The following is a 16,615-nucleotide window of genomic DNA, read 5'->3' on the forward strand; positions in this document are numbered from 1 at the left end:
CGATCCAATGATCGATGCGCGGCTTCGTCGTATGTGACAGCGTGCTGCCGTTCGACGTAGCCGGAAACGGCCCGGACCTCCTCCTCATTCCCGGCGTCGCGTCGACGCGTCCGCTGTGGAATCTCGTGCGGCCGCAACTCGCCGAAAGCTTTCGCACGATCGCCTTCGATTGCCGCGATAGCAGCGCCGAGACGGCGTCGCCAAGCGCGTACGGCATGCTCGAGCTCGTGCAGGATACGATCGCGGTCATGGACGCGGCCGGATCGACGCGTGCCCACGTGCTCGGTCATTCGCTCGGCGGCGCGGTCACGCAAGAGCTCGCCATCGCCCATCCCGATCGCGTCGCGTCGTTGACCCTCGTCTCCACTTGGGCGCGGGGCGACACGTACGCCGCCAACGTTATGTCGTTGATGCGCGATCTCGCCGTGCACGTCGACGACGACCGTTCGCTGCTCGCGGCGCTGATCTACGCCGGTTGGGGCGAGGCGACCTTACGCGACGCCGATCTGTTTACGATGACCGATGCGGCACTGGCGCTCGGCCCGCTCGCACCGCGCGACGCAATCGCGCGGCAGTGGGATCTCGCCGCCACCGTCGACACGCTCGAGCGGCTGGAGCGCATCTCCGCGCCGGTACACGTCGTCTGGGGCGCGCAAGACCGGCTGTTACCGCCATGGCTGTCGCGGCAACTTGCGTCCGCGATCCCGCACGCGCGCACCACGGCGATCGAAGGCTGCGGACATCTTCCGATGGTCGCGGCCCCCGGCGCTTTTGCGGCAGCGGTTATCGGCTTTATCGCCGGAGTCTAGTTACGGTTTCGTGGCACACGCGTGATACTTGTTTGAGTACATCGGCTGCGAGTTGTAGATGCGCCCCGCAATCTTGACGGGCGAGACGAAGAACTCGCATTCGTCCCCAATCTCGCCGCCGACGAAGTTGTACCACGCGAGTTTAGGCCCGGGATCGGTAATCGATTCGTACGTTTCGTGCGCGAGCGTCGAGATCGTCGAGTTCGTCACCTCGGACGCGCCCCGCGACTTCTTCGTCAAGCAGCCCCGAACGTCTTGATACGGCTCGATCGAATAAATTACCAATCCTAAGTCGGAGTACTTGACGGTACCGTGGTACGCGCAGAAAGCGAAGGCCGGTCCATAGTCCGGCGAATAGCATTGCTTCGAAAAGTCAAAGCACGTATCGGTGCCTTTGGGCAGAAAGACGTGATAGATATTTGCGTAACCGGTCGCCTTTAACTTCGCGGCGACCTCGTGGACGATCGCGAAGAGATCGTTTTCGTAGAGCGCCGTTCCTTTGTAAACGGTGAACGAGACGCTGGTCGAGTCGCCAAATGAATACGCGCCGGCACCGCTTCCCGTATATTGCGCGAGCATGCCGGCAAACGAGCTTCCCTTAAGACCGGTTTGAAAGGGTTCCGGCGCGCCCCAGCAGCTCTGGTTCTTAGCGGGACAGTTGACGTAGATATTGTGCGCGGCTGCCGACTTCATCACGGGACCGCCGTAATTCGTGAGGTCGTCGGGATACGTCAGGCCGCCGCCGGCCGGTTGCCTCGCGTGCGATGCCGTTCGCAACGGCATAATGCGATAGGTATAGCCGGCAACCGTATAACCGTTCGAGGCGCCGTCTCGAAAGGCGGCATTCGGCGGCGGAGTAACCGGACCACCGGTTTGCGAGCACGCTGCTAGCGCAACGAATGCGGCGATGGACCCGATACGGTAGAAATGCGTCATCGAAAAATACCTCCTAAGAACTAGCGTCCGGCGACGGAGACACACGACGGAGGTCCCGGAGGACTCGTCGCGTTGCTTTCGGTGAACGCGATCGACGGATACTGCTCCTTATTCACGGTCGAGGGCGGTGCGACGAACGAGAGATTGTTCTCCTCACCAGTCGTGCCGGAGTTGCCGGCGCACGCGGCGGCCGTCGAGTAGCCGGTCACGGCCTCGAGACGCACGGTAATCGTCGCTCCGGCGTTAAACACTGCCTGATTCCCGTCGCTATTTCCGACTACGTTGAACTCGGCACCGGTCCAATGTTGACTCAAGTCGGTCACGCCGTCGTCCTGCGCGTTTTTCATTCCGTATACGTATCCGCCGACGGAGAAGAACACGCTGTCGCCGTTGGAACCGGCGCTGCCGGCTAAGCGGACGTCCGCGAGCTGCGCGATCGGGACCGTCGGCACCAAGACCGAGTTGGGAGCGTTTTTGTAGCAGTCGCCGCCGCTTGCCATCCAGTTCTGTTTCGGTGGACACTTGATCTTTTTGGTGGAGGTCGACAATAGCCAGTCCTGGATGATGAGCTCTCCGCCGCCGCTGTAGTATTTTGGCTGATTCGTGTAGACGAACTGCTCCCAGCCCAAGCAGTGCCGGATCTTCCCGCACGACGAAGTCGAGAAGTTGTTCGAATTGAGCTGCAGCGAGTAGACGTTATTCCCGAGTCCGTGCGTTCCACAGCTCGTCCCGCTCGCATATTTAGGAGCGCAGCTCGTGACGGTCTTGACGCCGCTAACGTCTTCAAACGAACCGATCGCGCCCAACATCGTCACCGGCAACACATCGATGCCGTAGTCGTTGCCGTTACCAATAATCGATGGATTGATCCGGCCTCTTCGCGGCGGAAAGACGACCTTCGGCGCCGCCCCGCAAGCGACGCGCGACCAAGCCGTCGCCGGATATTCGGCCCTAAAGCAGCCCGCGTGAGGAAGCCCCTCGCGCATCATGCCCTCGCCCCACGCTCGGACGATCGCTTTAGCCGCGGACGTCTTCCCGAACGACGCGTTCGGCCGCGATTGCGCCGGACCAAACGACCCAGTCGAGCCGGCGCAACCCGCCAACAGCGATCCGGCAAGCGCAAGCGAACTGACGGCGACGAGCTTGGGACAGTGTCGCATCGAGTCTAGACTCCTAACTGCGTTCGAGTTCGGATCGGAGTGACGAAAATCCATCGGCGATGGCTCGACGCATGGCTTTGAGTTCGGCCAAGACGGGGTCGTCGCCGGACGGCGCGGAGTGGCCCAAAACGTCCAAAACACCACCGACGTGGTGCGCTAAGTCCTCGATCGCATCGGATTCGTCGGGCGCATACGATTCCTGCGAGCGCTTCGGCCCGAGCAAGAGCGCGCCGACCAGGCGCCCTCGCGAGACCATCGGATAGGCGAACTCGCCCTCGAACTGCGTGCCAATCCCGTGCAGATCGAGCTTGCGATGCCACGTGCGAAGCGCGACGATCGCCGGATCGTTCTCGCTCACTCCTGCGTACGTTGCATTCCCGTTACCAAGTGCAACCCTCGCGAACGAAGCGTCGGCATGGCGTTCCAACACGTCTATGGTACGGTTCACCAATAAGGCAGGGTCGGTCACGAACGCAGCCTCGCGCGCGAAACGGCGAATGGCTTCTTCGTCCTCGTGCCGCTTCCTAAAAAACACGCGATCGAGGACGTGCTCGACGCGATCGTGCACGAACTTGATGGAAAACCCGAGCAGCAGCGCTACGACAGCCCCAACGACGAGACTGGTCGTGTGGCTCTGTTGTTGCAACCACGCTCCGATCGCCCATTCGAACAGCATGAACGCGCCGACGACGACGATCGATACGCCCGAAAAGATGGCCACGCGGTTGAGCGCGAAGCCGATGTCGAGAACGCGCCGGTTGAGTAGCGCGTACGTCATACCGACCGGCGCTAAAACCGAGCCTAAGTTGGCAAACCCGTAGGCCGCAATGAGCGCATCGCCATGCTGTTCGGTGGGCAAGATTGCCGGCACGAGGTACAGCATCATTTCGGTGATGTAAAAGATCATGAGCGGCGCTATCACCCAGGTGATGCGGCTTCGCTCCTCTCCGCGTGCCGCCGCTAGCGCCACCCACGCGCATCCAACCGCCAAAGCGTACGGAATCGCACCGTAGGTCATGTTCCACTCCGGACCGACCCCTTGCGCGACCCAGGGCAGCGATCCGTTCCATAACGTGACGAGTCGCACGATTCCGAAAATCGCGAGGACGCCCGCCGAAGCATAGGCTAGCGCCGTCAATGCGCGTCGCAACGACGACATCGGTTGCGCGGCCAGAGACGCGTACGTCGCCAACAACGGTACCCACGCCCAATTCAAAGCCCATCCAATCGCCATCGTGACGGCGTCGGCGAGCGGTGAAGGACTCAGCCGAGTGCCGGGAAGCAACGCGCTTGAAGTGACGTAGCTGGTCAGCAGCGCGCTGAGCACGCGCGCTTGCACTGAATCGGCGCGACGCCAGGCAATAAACGCGGCAAACGCCAGCATCCAGAACGAAGAGAACGACCACAGTATCGTGTCCCAGCGCCAAGGCGGCGGACCGCCCGCAACAAAGTCGATCGGCACTCTCGCACCGCCGCGCACTACGGCGAACGCGATCTTCTCGTGGGGATAGACGCCGACGAGCAGGCGTAAGCGTTCGGCGGGCGCGAGGTCGCGTACGTTAATCAGATCGCCGGCGCGCACGCCGCTTGCTTGCGCGGCTCCCCCCGGATCCACCGCGTCTACCCGAACGACTGCAGGGTCGGCGGTGCGTGAGACTTGGAAGCCCAGCGCCGACGATGACTGAATGCTGTCGGTAACCAGGGTGATCGCGTTCAGGACGGCCGCGCAACAGCAAAACGCCAAAAGTATCGCGCGCCAAGACGACACGGACATAGTGTGCCGTTCCTCCGGCCCCCGAAGATGCCCTTGTCATTCCGAGCGCTCGTCGCAGAGGGAGGCTGACTTCACACGTCAGGAGGCCTCATGCTGCAGAACGTTACCCTTACGCCCTCGCGCCGCACGCTGGAGTTCGGCATCTATCGCGACGGCGACAATAACCTGGACAGAATTCAAGAAAACGTCGTATCGCAGGCAATCGAAACCAGTGCGACCGATCGGAACGTGCAGTTCACCGTGGAGGACACGACCGCGTCCGACGGCCGCCGCATGCACACCGACGACTTCACGGTGGCCGACGGTCGCGTTGGGCACGTCGCCGCGGGCAAAGCGGACGATATGAGCGACGAACGGAATCTCGCGCAGTTCGTTGCGCGCACGCTCGACAACGCCGAGGCATCGGGAGCCAACCAAACGTGGATCGAGCTGGTCGATCACGGCGGCGGCGACGGCGGCGGCCTGCAGACGCGCGACGGCTCGTGCATGTCGATGCCGGACATTGCCAAAGCGATCGGCGACGGCATCGCATTGCACGTTCAAGAGCACCCCGAAGATGCCGGACGCCGCGTTGACGGCGTCGTCGCAAATCAGTGCTTGATGAATACCATGGGATTCGCCGACGCACTCTCGCACGCCGGCGTTGCGTTTTTGGCGGCAAGCCCGGAGACGATGGTCGCCCCAGGCACGCCTACGGCGGTCGCTCACGATATCGCGCAGCACGAAGACGATCCGTCGGCGATGGCGCACGCGGTCGTCGACGACGTCATGCAGAGCAAGTACGACTCGGTCTTCGGATCGCTGCGCCCCGCCGCCGCGTTCGACGTGCTGGATCTGAGCGCGGCGAAGATCGCCCGCGCCGATTCGGCCATCAAGCGGTTCAACGACGACGCCGCGAGCGCCGCGCGCGATCCCGGCGTCCGCGCCGCACTTCGCGATGACGTCAAGTCCGTCGACGGAATGGTGCGCTTCCCGGAAGGCAGAACGCTTCCGTGGCGCGCCGATCGGCCGGCCATGGCAACGTACGATGCGATCGCAAACGACGACCGCCTGGCAAGCGAAGTGCGCGGCGCCGCCCGAGCCGCAAGCGCTGCGGTCGGCGATTTGGTGCTCGCGCATCGGGAGAGCGCGAGCTTCGATGCGTTCGGCGGCAGCGACTATCGCGACGCGGCCGGTCCGACCGTCCATCTTCCGACGTCGCATCGTCAAATCGATCCCTGGGCCGCCAACGGCATCACGGAAACGCACAACGCATTCTACGATGCCGTCGATCAGGGCAAGCTCGTCCGCGCCATCGCCTAAGCCACCTATAAAAAGAAGCCGGAGATCGTCTTTCCGGCTTCTTTTGTTGTCCCAGCTTAGGGGTTAAGGCCCGTTGGCGCAACCATGATACTTATTTGAGTACATCGTCTGGACGAAGACTTTCAGCGTTCCAACCGTTTGCTTCGCCGGGAAGGAATCGCAAAGATCCGCGATTTCCTGATTGTACGGAATGTTGTACCAGCCCAGGGTGCCAAACGAGTTCGGGTCCGGATCGGTAATCGACTCGAACGTCTCGTGCAGAAGAGTGGAATCGGTCGAGTTGATCAGCGAGTTGTACCCTTTGGGCAGCTTGTACGTGCAGCCGCGAACGTTCTGGTAGGGCTCGACCGAGAACACGACGGGACCCAGGTCGGAGAACGTCACTTCACCGTGATACGCGCAGAAGTACCAGTTGGCCGGATTGTCCGGCGAATAGCACGTTGTCGTTCCGTCGAAACAGTTGTCCACGCCCTTGGGCAAAAAGATGTGGTACTCGTCGGTGTAACCGGTGCCGCCGACCGACTTGGCAACCGCATGCAGAATCGAGAATAGATCGTTGTCGTAGTAAATGTTGCTGAAGGCCTGGTACGTAAACGGCGTACCCTCGCCGAACGTATAGTTGTTCGTTGACGCCTTCGTGTACTGGCCGAGCAGTTTTGCGATCTTACTCGCGGCAATGTTTTGCAAAAACTCTTCGGGCTTGCCCCAGCACGCCTCGTCGCCGCTCTTGCAGTTGACGTAGATATTGTGTTCGACCGCCGTTTTCATGATCGGACCGCCGTAATAGGCGAGATCGGCGGGATACGCCACCTTCGTCGCGGCGTTCTTGACCGGCTTGCCCCACTGGCTGGAGACCGGGAAGATGTGGTAGTGAAAACTACGAACGTTTCGCGCCGCCGCGGCGTCGCTCGCGCTCACGTGCAGCACGTGGCTCGTTGCCGTTGAGTGCAACGGCGCGTTGGGCGCCGGAACCGCCGGCGGTACGGTTATTTGCGACCCGGGGCTCGAGCAAGCCGCCAACGCCGCGAGGGCAACGAGTACGACACCCCGTCGCGCAAAGGGATTCATGAATTACCTCCAGATTTTATGGCGCAGGCTGGTTTACGAGCCGCCGAAAGAATCCCTGCCAAACAATCGGCGAGCGCCGTCGAATTCATCCGGCACTAACGAAGCAGCTCGATGCGGCCGGGATAGATCGGGCGATTGATAATCCGCTCCAACGTCTCGGCCGGGTGGCCGAGCGCGACTTTGGCAAACTCCGCGAAGCTCTCGCGCGTGGCTTCTCCCTCGGCGAATCGCTCGTTTTGCTCCATGTCGACGCGCCCGTCAACGGGCAGCAGCGCAACATATCGACCGTCGTCATCCTCACCGATTTCGGCCAATCCCGAGTCTTGGAAAATCCGAACCGCGGCGCCGATGGTCTTGTCGCGCACTTTATCGATATCCAGCGTAGCCGCGATATCGGCGTAGCTCAAACGAATCGCTCCGCGCGAGAGGCCCTTGAGGCCGCGATAGATCTCGCGCAGCTTCGGCAGCGACGGCGCGTCGAGGTCGATCAAGAACTCGTTGAGACGGCGATCGCCCTCGCCGTAGAGCAGATGTATCTCAGCGTACTCGCCGTCGCGCCCGGCACGTCCGGCCTGCTGGTTGAACTCGGCAAAGTCGAAGTTGAGATGAAACAGCACGACGTGGCGCACGTCCGGCAAATCGATGCCTTCACCGAAAGCCGACGTCGCAACGACCACGCGCAGCCCACCTTCGCGGAAAAAGCGCTCGACGTCGTGACGATCGGGCGTTGGCATCCCGCCGTGATAGAACATCACTTCGTCGCCGATCTTCTTGCGCAGCGTTTCGGCGACGCTCTGCGCTTCAGACCGCGAGTTCGTATACACTATTCCCTTATCATCACGCGCGAAAAGGTCGACGAGGTAATCGGTCTTGTCCTTACGGCCGCGTGCGTCGACCACGTGCAGGTTTTCGCGCACGGTCGGATCGATGACCCACGCGGAAATCTCGAGGTCGTCGACGATCTTGCGAAACGGTTCGTCGTCGGCGGTAGCCGTCAACGCCAATACTTGCGGCCGCCCTAAGCTCGCGATCGTCGCGCGCAGCTGCGCGTAGGCCGGTCGATGACGCGATTCGAACAGGTGGTGCGCCTCGTCGACGACCACCAGACCCGGCGTGCTGCGCCCGGTAAACGCCTCGCGATGGAACTCGAGAAACTCCGGCGTGGCGAGTACGAGATCCCACGCGCCTTCACGCAACGCCTCGAAGAGCTCGTCCCGCTCGTCGTTACCGATCGATCCGTTGGCCTTATACACGCGTAAGCCGAGCGGATCGAGCTTTCGGATCAAGCCTTCGTACTGGTCGTTCGCCAGCGCGCGAAGGGGATAGATGACGAGCGTTTTCGCGCCCTCCGCCAGCGCGCGGCGTGCGGCGACGTATTGAAAGCAGAACGATTTTCCGCGACCGGTGCCAAGCACGGCCAGCGTATTCTTGCCGGCTTCGACGCGATCGAGCACGGCGCGCTGGGCGTCGTGCGGCCGCGCGTTGCCGATGAGCGCGGCAACGATGCGCTCCTCATCGCCCTGCAATCGCTCGCGCACCGGTGACGAACTGCGATCGCGTGCGGCGATCGTCGCGCGCACGTCGCGCTCGACGTAGATGTTGACGCCGCGGTTTTTTTCGGCACCGCCCCCGGTGAGCGAAGCGATCCGCGCGCGATACGGTTCGCCGCCGTCGATGACCGGCGCGATGTGCTTGGCAATCGCGCGCTTGATGAAGCCGAGCTGAAGGTTGCCGTAAAAGACGGCAATGGCATTGGGATCGTGCGCGTTTTCCGGCTCGCGCCGCAGCTCCAGCTCGACGCCTTCGCGCAACCCTGCCAGCACGTCTTGCCGGCCCTCGAACGACACGCCCGCGATCTTGGTATGAAACGCCGTCGCATCGCCGATGGTGGCGTACCGGTCGCGCAGATATTCGGAGCTCTTTGCAAACGCCCGATCTAAAAACTGCGCGAGCTCGCCGGTCTTTGCAGGCGCCGCTTCCCCCCGCAATGCAGCAAAGGCGGCCTCAAAAGCCGCCTCTGACGCAGTCGGTGGCGGAAGCTTAGTGCTTCTCTTCCTCTCCTGCGGCGCTTTCGCCGGGCTCTTGCGCGTGTTCGAACTCATCGAGGTTGAGCGATATCTCCTCGTGACCTTGTTCGAGTGCTTGGTCGTGCAGCCCCGCGTTCTGTGCGTCGAGCGGATCGATCTCCGATTCCGGTGCGTACGACTCTTCGACGGCGACCGCGCCCGGCGCGGCATCGTCGCGCTTGCGGCGATAACGCGACGGCGTCGGTGACGGCGTCGTGCGCGCGGCGGCCTTGGCCTTCTGCCGGCGCTCGCGGCGTGCCGCGACGATGTCCTCGCGCGCCATGCCGCCGCGGCTTTGCAGCGCCGAGGACTCCGCACGCGACCGCGACGTCGACGTGCGATCGGAGGTCAAGCCGGCGCGACGCTGTTTGACGGCGGCTTCCATTTGACGCTTGCGGAACACCAGCACCAGCGGGGCCGAAAAGAAGATTGAGTGGTAACCGCCCGAGCAGATGCCGACGAGCAGGGCGAACGCGAAGTTCTTCAGGCTCGCGCCGCCGAGCGCGAGCAGCGCGACCAGTGTGATGACGACGGTTGCCAGCGTATTGAACGAGCGCGTCATCGTCTGCTTGATCGACTCGTTGACGATCACGTCGTACGGCTGACCCGCCATCAGCTTGGTGTTTTCACGTATTCGGTCGAGAATGACGATCGTGTCCATGACCGAGTAGCCAATGACCGTCAGCACTGCCGCTAAGAAGGCGTCGTCGGCGCGCCGGTCGGCCAACGCGTAGATGCCGATCATCATCAAGGCGTCGCGCACCAGCGCGATGACCGTCACGAGACCGAAGATGTAGTTCCAGCCGAAGCGGAACGCGATGTAGATAAACTGGATACTGAGCGCGATGATCAGCGCCCAGAGCGCTTTGATCAGGTACTCGCGACCCAGCGACGGCCCGACGGAGATGATCTGCGAAGCGGATCGGTCCACCGGTGCAACCGCGCCGAGCGCGTTCCAGAGCGGCGCCGAATCGTTGGCATACGCCGACTGCGTTTCAATGATGAAGTGCTGGCCGTCGGTCTTTGCGGTCGTGACCGACTCGTCGGTGAGTCCGAGACCCGCCAGACCGGCCTTGATTTTGTCGGTCGTGGTCGGCTGCGTGAACGCCACGTCGATTTCGGTACCGCCGGTGAACGAGAGGCCCAGGCGTAGCATGTGCGACGGATTGAACCCCTGACCGCCTTGGAAGCCATGATAGACCATGGCGCCGACGCCCAGCGCGATGATGAGGTACGAGATCGTCGAGACGGTCCGGTACCAGCCGACGATATTCCAATTGAGTTTGCGGAAGAACATGGTTTACGCCTCCGCCCCCGATTGACGAGCGAAGATGCCGATCTCGCTGCGTTTGATACCGTAGAGTTCCGGTGAGGTCAGGATCTCGTTGTCCACGAGCACGTCGACGAAGAAGCGCGTGATGAAGACGGCGGTAAAGAGCGAGACGATCGTTCCCCACAGCAGCGTAAACGCGAAACCTTTGACCGTTCCGGTGCCGAACGAGAACAGCACGAAGGCACCGACGATCGTCGTGAAGTGGCTGTCGAAGACCGCCGAGAACGCCCGTTTGAAACCGACGCGCACGGCCGCGCGCATCGACTTGCCGTTCCAGAGTTCTTCCTTGATGCGCTCGAAGATCAGCACATTGGCGTCGACCGCCATACCGATCGAGAGCACGAAGCCGGCGATGCCGGGCAGGGTGAGCGTCGCGTTCGACGCCGCCAAAATTGCGAGCATGATGACGACGTAGATCGCCAGCGCGACGTCGGCCAGGAAGCCCGGCAGGCGGTAGACGACGATCATGAAGACCAGCACGAGGGCGAGGCCCAGCATCGACGCCTTGAGCGACTGCTCTAAATCGATCTTACCGAGCGTCGGTCCGATCGATTCTTTTTCGACGATCTTGATCGTGGCGGGTAACGCGCCGGCGTTGAGCTCGTTGGCCAGCGTAATCGTTTGATCTTGCGTAAACTCGCCCGTGATTTGACCGCTGTCGAAGATCGGGCTTTGAATCGTCGCCGCCGAAACGTAGTGATGATCGAGGAAGATCGCGAGCAGCTTGCCGACGTTGGCGGTCGTCATCTTACCGAACTTGGCGGCATCTTTGGTTTGGAACGTGATGTTCGGGCGGCCGGCTTGGTCGTAGCCGGCCTGCGCCGCTTTCAATTCTTTCCCGGTATAGACGACCGGGCCGCTGCTGTCGTACGCGGTCGTGTCGACGTACTTCTGCGCGTCGTCTTTAACTTTGCCCTTGATGCTGGGGTTCTGGGTGACCGCCAGCGCCGCTTCGGCTTTCTGGTAGATCTCCGGCGGAATGATCTTGTAGTCGAGCACCGCGACCTGCTTGAGCACCGCTTCGGCTTGATCGGGATTCTTGACGTTGGGGAGCTCGACGAGAATGCGATCGGTGCCGACGTTGCTGATCGACGGCTCGGCGACGCCGAGGCCGTTGATACGCCGGTCGATCACTTCACGGGTCTGCGCCTGCACTTGACTCGTGATTTGCGGCACGTCGGCGGTGGGGTAGAGCTGCAGCAAGAGCCGCGCTCCGCCTTGCAGATCCAAGCCGAGGTGAATCTTGGACTGGATCGGCGTAATCTGCCAGATCGATAGTCCCGTAAGAGCGAGAATGACAAGCGCCTTGATGGGCGTTTTGAGCTTATTCCAGGTCATGGCATCCGAACGGTAAGAGGGCAAGCAAACGGCCCTGGGCGGTGAGGCCCGCCGGGCCGGTGGACTTTAACCGTACAAGTTTATCCGGCCTCCCCAAGGGTGTCAAATGGCCGCCTAAAGGTCGGAAGGGGCACGAGTAGACACGTGCGACCGGCTCCGGATATACTTGGGATATCCATGGCTCACAAACGCGCGAGCGGCGCAATCTCTACGATCCTCGACCGCTGGGGAAACAGCCTGGGGCTGCGGCTCCCGAAGGGCGTCGCAGAAGCAGTCGGCCTCGCTGAGGGCGACCGCGTCTATCTCGAGGTCGAAAACGGGGCCGTGGTCGTACGGCGTGCGAAGCCGACATATACGCTCGAAGAGCTGCTCGACGGTTTGACGCCGGACATGCTTCACGGTGAAGTCGACACCGGCGAACCGATCGGCAAAGAAGACGTCTGGTAGTTTGGGCTACATTCCCGATCGCGGCGACATCGTCCGCATGAGTTTTTCGCCGCAAGCCGGGCACGAACAGGCGAATCGCCGTCCTGCGCTGGTTCTCAGTCCGAAATCGTATAACGGCACCGTCGGGTTGGTTATCGTCGTCCCTATAACGTCAAAGATGAAAGGCTATCGGTTCGAGGTCGCCCTTCCAACATCGCTGGAAACACAAGGTGCCGTGCTGTCCGACCAGCTCGAGAATCTTGACTGGCGCGCGAGAGATGCCGTTTTTGAGGAAACTGCACCGGAGGCAGTTCTCGATGAGGTGACGGCGCGCGTCGCAGCACTCTTGGCAATACGCTAGGCACTACGCGGCGATGATCTCGCTCGGGTTCAACGTTAGCTCGCCTGGCAGCTCCCCGTACGAAAAGACGTCGACGCGTACGCCCGAGCGCATCAGGAAATCGGCGAGCAGTGGCCGCAACGCGGCCGTACACACGATCGACGCGCCGTCGCGCGAGCGCCCCGCGACGTAGCGGCCGATCTGCTCGCGCAGCGCCAGCGCCGTTGACGGCGACGCCGCGTCGGTTCCACCGCGGCTCCACGCCGAAACCAGCGTTCGTTCGAACTCGGGGTCGAAGATGGCCGGCTCCAGCGTTGCGACGGCGCGCCGTCGCAAGAGCTCGGGGATGACGACGCGGCGCGCGGCTTCCGCCAACTCGTTTGCGTCGCGCGATCCCGCTTCCAACATCGCTTCGAGGACGCGCACCGGATCGCGGGGCCACACCATTTCGCGCAGCAACAACGAAAACGCACGATGCACCGCCGCGAACGGCAGCGACTCCGTACCAATTTCTTTGATGACCGACGGAACGCTCGCGCGCAAATGCTCGAACAGCGTCTGCAACTCTTGACGTCCGACCAGTTCGGCTGCGTGCGCGCGCGCGACTTCGGCCAAATGCGAACCGAGTACGGAGATCGGATCGAAAACCAGCGCGCCCGCCGCCGATGCGGCGTCGGCCCGTTCGACGGAAATCCACGCCGCCGGTAAGCCATAGACGGGCTCGGGCTCAACGCCCACGCCCAAGCGGCGCAACACCGCTTCTTCAGCCACGGCGAGCCGGCACTCCAGTCGAAGCGCGCCTTGAGCAACCAGCCGGTCGCGGACGCGAATGCCGTACGTCGCGGCTTCTCGTGCAAGGTCGTCGCGTAGCCGAACGCCGGGAAGAACGATGCCGATATCGGCCGCCAACGCTCGTCGCACCTCACCGATACGGTCGAGCAGCGCATCGGCGTGCGGCGGCACCAGCAGATGCGCGAGATCCGCGCCGACGTCGATGGATACCGCGTCGACGCCGACCAATCCGAGCGCAAGCTCCGGGCGCCGCATCGCTTGGCGGCGCGCACGTTCGCGCGACGCAGCCGTTTCGTCGTCGCTGCGCGTGCGATGCCGCTGCGCAAGCCACGCGAGTACGAACGCCATTAGACCGAGCAGCGCAAAGAGCGGCCGCGGAAGCGCCGGAACAAAACTCAGTGCGAGCAGCAGCACCCCGACGCTGCGCAGCACGTCGGGGCGCGAGCACAACTGCGCGGCCAGATCCGATCCCAGCGCACCCTCGGACGCGACGCGCGTCACCATCATGCCCATTGCGGTGGAGATCAAGAACGCCGGCAAAGTCGTCACGAGCGCGTTGCCGATCGAGAGCAGGGCGAACCTGTTGAGCGCATCCACTGCAGTTAAACCATGATAGGCAATGCCCACGATGACGCCGCCCGCGAGATTGAGCGCGACGATGACCAACGCCGCGACGGCGTCGCCTTTGACGAACTTTCCGGCGCCGTCCATCGCACCGTAAAAGTCGGCCTCGCGCTGCACGGCCGCGCGCTTGCGGCGCGCCCCCGCGGCATCGAGCACGCCGGCGTGAACGTCCGCATCGATGGCCATTTGCTTCCCCGGCATGGCATCGAGCGTGAAGCGCGCGGCGACTTCGGCGACGCGCTGCGAGCCACTGGCTATCACCACGAACTGGATCGTCACGAGAATCGCGAACACGATGATGCCCACGACGAGATTGCCGTTCACGACAAAGGCGCCGAACGCCGGAACGATGGCGCCCACCGCGCCCGGCGTCGCTCCTTGCGTAAGAATCAATCGCGTCGCCGAGACGTCGAGGGACAATCGAAACAGCGTCGCGACGAGCAGAGCCGGCGCGAACGCACTGAACTCCAGCGGGTCCTCGACGGTGACCGAAAGCAGCAGGACGAGCGCGGATGCAAAGATGTTCACGCCCAGCAGCACGTCGAGCAGCCACGGCGGCAACGGCACGATCAAAATCCCGACGATCGCCAGAAGCACGCCTGCGAAGGCGTAGACCGGAAGCCGGGTCACGTGCGCAGCAATCCGGCGCGGAACAGCGCCGCCACGACTTCGGCAACCGCGACGAAATGCGCGCGGTCGATCGGATCGCCGACGCGTCCGTCGCGATAGAGCGCTCGCGCCAACGGTACGTTCTCGACGACCGGTATGCCCCTGGCCGCCGCTATGGCCCGCACGCGACCGGCGGCATCGCCGGCGGCGCGCACGAGAATGGTCGGCACCGCCACTAGCGGCGGTTCGTACTGCAACGCCACCGCCACGTGCGTGGGATTTGCAATCACGAACGACGCCTTTCCCACGTCGTCGACGCAACCGCGCAGCAGCGAACGATGCAGCGCCCGGCGGCGTCCGCGCTCGAGCGGATCGCCTTCTTGTTCCTTGGCTTCGCGCTTGCGATCGTCGAAACTCATGCGCAGTTTCTGCAGCCACGTTCGGCGCGCCGCGCCATATTCGGCGACGGCAAATGCGGTTCCGACCGCAAACGCCGCGATCGCTACGCGTTGGGCCGCGTTCCAAACGCCGGCCGCAACCCCGGCCACGGACCCCGCAGCGATTGCTTCGCGTGCGGCGGCTTGCAGCGCCGGAACCATCGCGCATCCTGCCAGTGCGAAGGCAGCTCCCGCGCGAAATCCGTGACCGAGCGTCTCGCGCGAAAACATGCGCTTACATCCCTCTATTGGATTGAGCCGTTCCACCTTCGGAAGCGGAAAGATAAACAAGCCGCCCCCGTTCTGCGCGATCGCAACGACGCTGCCGGCGAGCGCCGCAGCGGCAATTGGCAGCAGCGCAACGCCGAGCACGGCCATCGAATCGACCTCTCCATTGCCGGCCGCAGCGCGCGCGATGGATCGGGAAGCCAGTGCTCCTAGCAGCGGCGCGCTCGCAACGAGCGTTAGACCGGCGGCGAGAAACGCCGCATTCGCGCCGAGCTCGGAACACCGCGCGACGTTGCCCTCGCGCCGCGCCTTTTCCAGACGCTGCGGCGTCGCGTCAAACGGCTTCTCCGATTCGTCGCTCATCGAACCGGCAGCGCAAGCAATGGATGTCCCGCGCGCGCGGCGAGAATCGGCACCGCGCACACCGTCGCGATCAGCACCGCCGCGAACGCGAGCGGAAATGCAAGCGTGATGCTTCCGAAACGTGGAACCGCGCGAGAGAGAGCCCCCAGCGCGATCTGCACCGCAAATGCCAAACCGATGGCCGGCGCGGCCACCCCGGCCGCGCTGATCGCAATCGTTGCGGCCAAGCTCGCGAGATACGGCATCCAGGCGTGCGCGTCGAACGGAACGCCCGGCGTAAGTCGCGAGAAACTCATTGCAAACCACCAAATCGTGGGTCGGTAGGCGCCCAACAGGAAGAACCCGCCGGTGAATGCGAGCGACCAAACGCGTCCGAAGCCCGAAGGAGCGACGATTTGCGCGCTCGGCGCGAAGGCTTTGACGCCGGCATAGTCGTCGACGGTCCGGCCCCCGGCGTAGGCCGCGTCGTACAATAAAGACGCCGCGGCGCCGACGATCGCGCCGAGCAAAAGTTCGGTCGCAAACGCGAGCGCAAAACTCAGTTCGTCACGCGGAACCTTCGCGGCGCTAACGCCCGGTGCAACGGACAACGTCAAAAACACGGCGAGACCGGCGCGCACGGGTGCCGGAACGCTCGGGTGTGAAAAGCCGGGTGCGCGGAATGCGAATCCGGCGCAACGCGCAAAGACGAGCGTCCCGGTCGCCAGTGAATCGCTCACGAACCGGAGACGAGGGCGGGAATCGCGTCCAACGCGCGATCGAACAGACCGGCCAACGCGTGCATTGCGAAGGATCCGAAAATCGCAACCGTAATGCCGACCGCAATCGCCTTCGGCAGCAAGGTCAATGTCTGTTCCTGCACTTGCGTGGCAGCCTGCACCACCGCCACGGCCGTACCGACCAGCGCCGAGACGGCCAGCATCGGCAACGCGATCAACGCCGTTGTGAACAGCCCGTCGCGAACCAGAGCGTCGAAAGCTTCCATCGCGCCGATCGTACGGTGCGATGGT

15 protein-coding genes are annotated in these 16,615 nt (G+C 63.1%); 4 read left to right on the forward strand and 11 right to left on the reverse strand.

Annotated features, from left to right (window positions below):
- Positions 1-41: 41 nt before the first annotated feature.
- Positions 42-809 carry an alpha/beta hydrolase gene (locus VGG89_12680; protein HEY1977401.1) on the forward strand — a complete coding sequence of 256 codons (768 nt, stop codon included), beginning with the start codon at positions 42-44 and terminating at the stop codon, positions 807-809.
- Here the strand turns inward: VGG89_12680 and VGG89_12685 are convergent, their stop codons facing one another.
- Genes VGG89_12685 through VGG89_12695 form a run of 3 tightly spaced genes read right to left on the reverse strand, consistent with a single transcriptional unit; the run spans position 810 to position 4,679 of the window.
- On the reverse strand, positions 810-1,745 hold the full coding sequence (locus VGG89_12685; protein ID HEY1977402.1) for a hypothetical protein: 936 nt from the start codon (positions 1,743-1,745) through the stop codon (positions 810-812).
- Between the two features lie 20 nt (positions 1,746-1,765).
- Positions 1,766-2,905 (reverse strand): hypothetical protein, encoded by a 1,140-nt coding sequence (locus VGG89_12690; GenBank protein HEY1977403.1) that lies wholly within the window; start codon positions 2,903-2,905, stop codon positions 1,766-1,768.
- A gap of 13 nt (positions 2,906-2,918) precedes the next feature.
- Positions 2,919-4,679, reverse strand: a complete 1,761-nt coding sequence (locus VGG89_12695; protein ID HEY1977404.1) for a PDZ domain-containing protein — start codon at positions 4,677-4,679, stop codon at positions 2,919-2,921.
- A 90-nt stretch (positions 4,680-4,769) separates the two neighbouring features.
- Here VGG89_12695 and VGG89_12700 point away from each other — a divergent pair, with 90 nt between their 5' ends.
- Positions 4,770-5,981, forward strand: a complete 1,212-nt coding sequence (locus tag VGG89_12700) for a hypothetical protein (GenBank protein ID HEY1977405.1) — start codon at positions 4,770-4,772, stop codon at positions 5,979-5,981.
- Between the two features lie 63 nt (positions 5,982-6,044).
- Here the strand turns inward: VGG89_12700 and VGG89_12705 are convergent, their stop codons facing one another.
- The 4 genes from VGG89_12705 to secD form a co-directional block, all read right to left on the reverse strand.
- A complete protein-coding gene (locus tag VGG89_12705; protein HEY1977406.1) occupies positions 6,045-7,049 on the reverse strand; it encodes a hypothetical protein in 1,005 nt (334 codons plus the stop codon).
- 95 nt (positions 7,050-7,144) lie between these two features.
- Entirely contained in the window at positions 7,145-9,037 is a 1,893-nt protein-coding gene (locus VGG89_12710) for a helicase-related protein (GenBank protein ID HEY1977407.1), read from the reverse strand.
- 52 nt (positions 9,038-9,089) lie between these two features.
- Positions 9,090-10,412 carry a protein translocase subunit SecF gene (gene secF, locus VGG89_12715; protein HEY1977408.1) on the reverse strand — a complete coding sequence of 441 codons (1,323 nt, stop codon included), beginning with the start codon at positions 10,410-10,412 and terminating at the stop codon, positions 9,090-9,092.
- A 3-nt stretch (positions 10,413-10,415) separates the two neighbouring features.
- On the reverse strand, positions 10,416-11,786 hold the full coding sequence (secD, locus tag VGG89_12720) for a protein translocase subunit SecD (protein ID HEY1977409.1): 1,371 nt from the start codon (positions 11,784-11,786) through the stop codon (positions 10,416-10,418).
- A 177-nt stretch (positions 11,787-11,963) separates the two neighbouring features.
- Between secD and VGG89_12725 the strand changes: the two genes are divergently transcribed.
- Both VGG89_12725 and VGG89_12730 read left to right on the forward strand, forming a co-directional pair.
- A complete protein-coding gene (locus tag VGG89_12725; protein ID HEY1977410.1) occupies positions 11,964-12,233 on the forward strand; it encodes an AbrB/MazE/SpoVT family DNA-binding domain-containing protein in 270 nt (89 codons plus the stop codon).
- A complete protein-coding gene (locus VGG89_12730; GenBank protein ID HEY1977411.1) occupies positions 12,187-12,573 on the forward strand; it encodes a type II toxin-antitoxin system PemK/MazF family toxin in 387 nt (128 codons plus the stop codon). Before VGG89_12725 ends, VGG89_12730 begins: the two co-directional genes overlap by 47 nt.
- A 3-nt stretch (positions 12,574-12,576) precedes the next feature.
- Here the strand turns inward: VGG89_12730 and VGG89_12735 are convergent, their stop codons facing one another.
- Genes VGG89_12735 through VGG89_12750 form a run of 4 tightly spaced genes read right to left on the reverse strand, consistent with a single transcriptional unit; the run spans position 12,577 to position 16,590 of the window.
- Entirely contained in the window at positions 12,577-14,598 is a 2,022-nt protein-coding gene (locus tag VGG89_12735; GenBank protein HEY1977412.1) for a flagellar biosynthesis protein FlhA, read from the reverse strand.
- The gene (locus VGG89_12740; protein HEY1977413.1) at positions 14,595-15,605 is read right to left on the reverse strand and encodes an EscU/YscU/HrcU family type III secretion system export apparatus switch protein; all 1,011 of its coding nucleotides are present in this window, start codon (positions 15,603-15,605) and stop codon (positions 14,595-14,597) included. Before VGG89_12740 ends, VGG89_12735 begins: the two co-directional genes overlap by 4 nt.
- The gene (locus tag VGG89_12745; protein ID HEY1977414.1) at positions 15,602-16,324 is read right to left on the reverse strand and encodes a flagellar biosynthetic protein FliR; all 723 of its coding nucleotides are present in this window, start codon (positions 16,322-16,324) and stop codon (positions 15,602-15,604) included. The genes VGG89_12740 and VGG89_12745 overlap by 4 nt, the downstream gene beginning before the upstream one ends.
- Positions 16,321-16,590 carry a flagellar biosynthetic protein FliQ gene (locus VGG89_12750; protein HEY1977415.1) on the reverse strand — a complete coding sequence of 90 codons (270 nt, stop codon included), beginning with the start codon at positions 16,588-16,590 and terminating at the stop codon, positions 16,321-16,323. Before VGG89_12750 ends, VGG89_12745 begins: the two co-directional genes overlap by 4 nt.
- Positions 16,591-16,615: the final 25 nt, after the last annotated feature.

It is taken from the genome of Candidatus Baltobacteraceae bacterium, assembly GCA_036488875.1.
In the GTDB taxonomy this organism is placed as follows: Bacteria; Vulcanimicrobiota; Vulcanimicrobiia; order Vulcanimicrobiales; family Vulcanimicrobiaceae; genus JAFAHZ01.

Coding starts and splice junctions, on each gene's coding strand:
- secF (HEY1977408.1), bottom strand. CDS start 10,412: ATGTTCTTCCGCAAACTCAATTGGAATATCGTCGGCTGGTACCGGACC.
- VGG89_12685 (HEY1977402.1), bottom strand. CDS start 1,745: ATGACGCATTTCTACCGTATCGGGTCCATCGCCGCATTCGTTGCGCTA.
- VGG89_12700 (HEY1977405.1), top strand. CDS start 4,770: ATGCTGCAGAACGTTACCCTTACGCCCTCGCGCCGCACGCTGGAGTTC.
- VGG89_12695 (HEY1977404.1), bottom strand. CDS start 4,679: ATGTCCGTGTCGTCTTGGCGCGCGATACTTTTGGCGTTTTGCTGTTGC.
- VGG89_12750 (HEY1977415.1), bottom strand. CDS start 16,590: ATGGAAGCTTTCGACGCTCTGGTTCGCGACGGGCTGTTCACAACGGCG.
- VGG89_12725 (HEY1977410.1), top strand. CDS start 11,964: ATGGCTCACAAACGCGCGAGCGGCGCAATCTCTACGATCCTCGACCGC.
- VGG89_12690 (HEY1977403.1), bottom strand. CDS start 2,905: ATGCGACACTGTCCCAAGCTCGTCGCCGTCAGTTCGCTTGCGCTTGCC.
- VGG89_12705 (HEY1977406.1), bottom strand. CDS start 7,049: ATGAATCCCTTTGCGCGACGGGGTGTCGTACTCGTTGCCCTCGCGGCG.
- secD (HEY1977409.1), bottom strand. CDS start 11,786: ATGACCTGGAATAAGCTCAAAACGCCCATCAAGGCGCTTGTCATTCTC.
- VGG89_12740 (HEY1977413.1), bottom strand. CDS start 15,605: ATGAGCGACGAATCGGAGAAGCCGTTTGACGCGACGCCGCAGCGTCTG.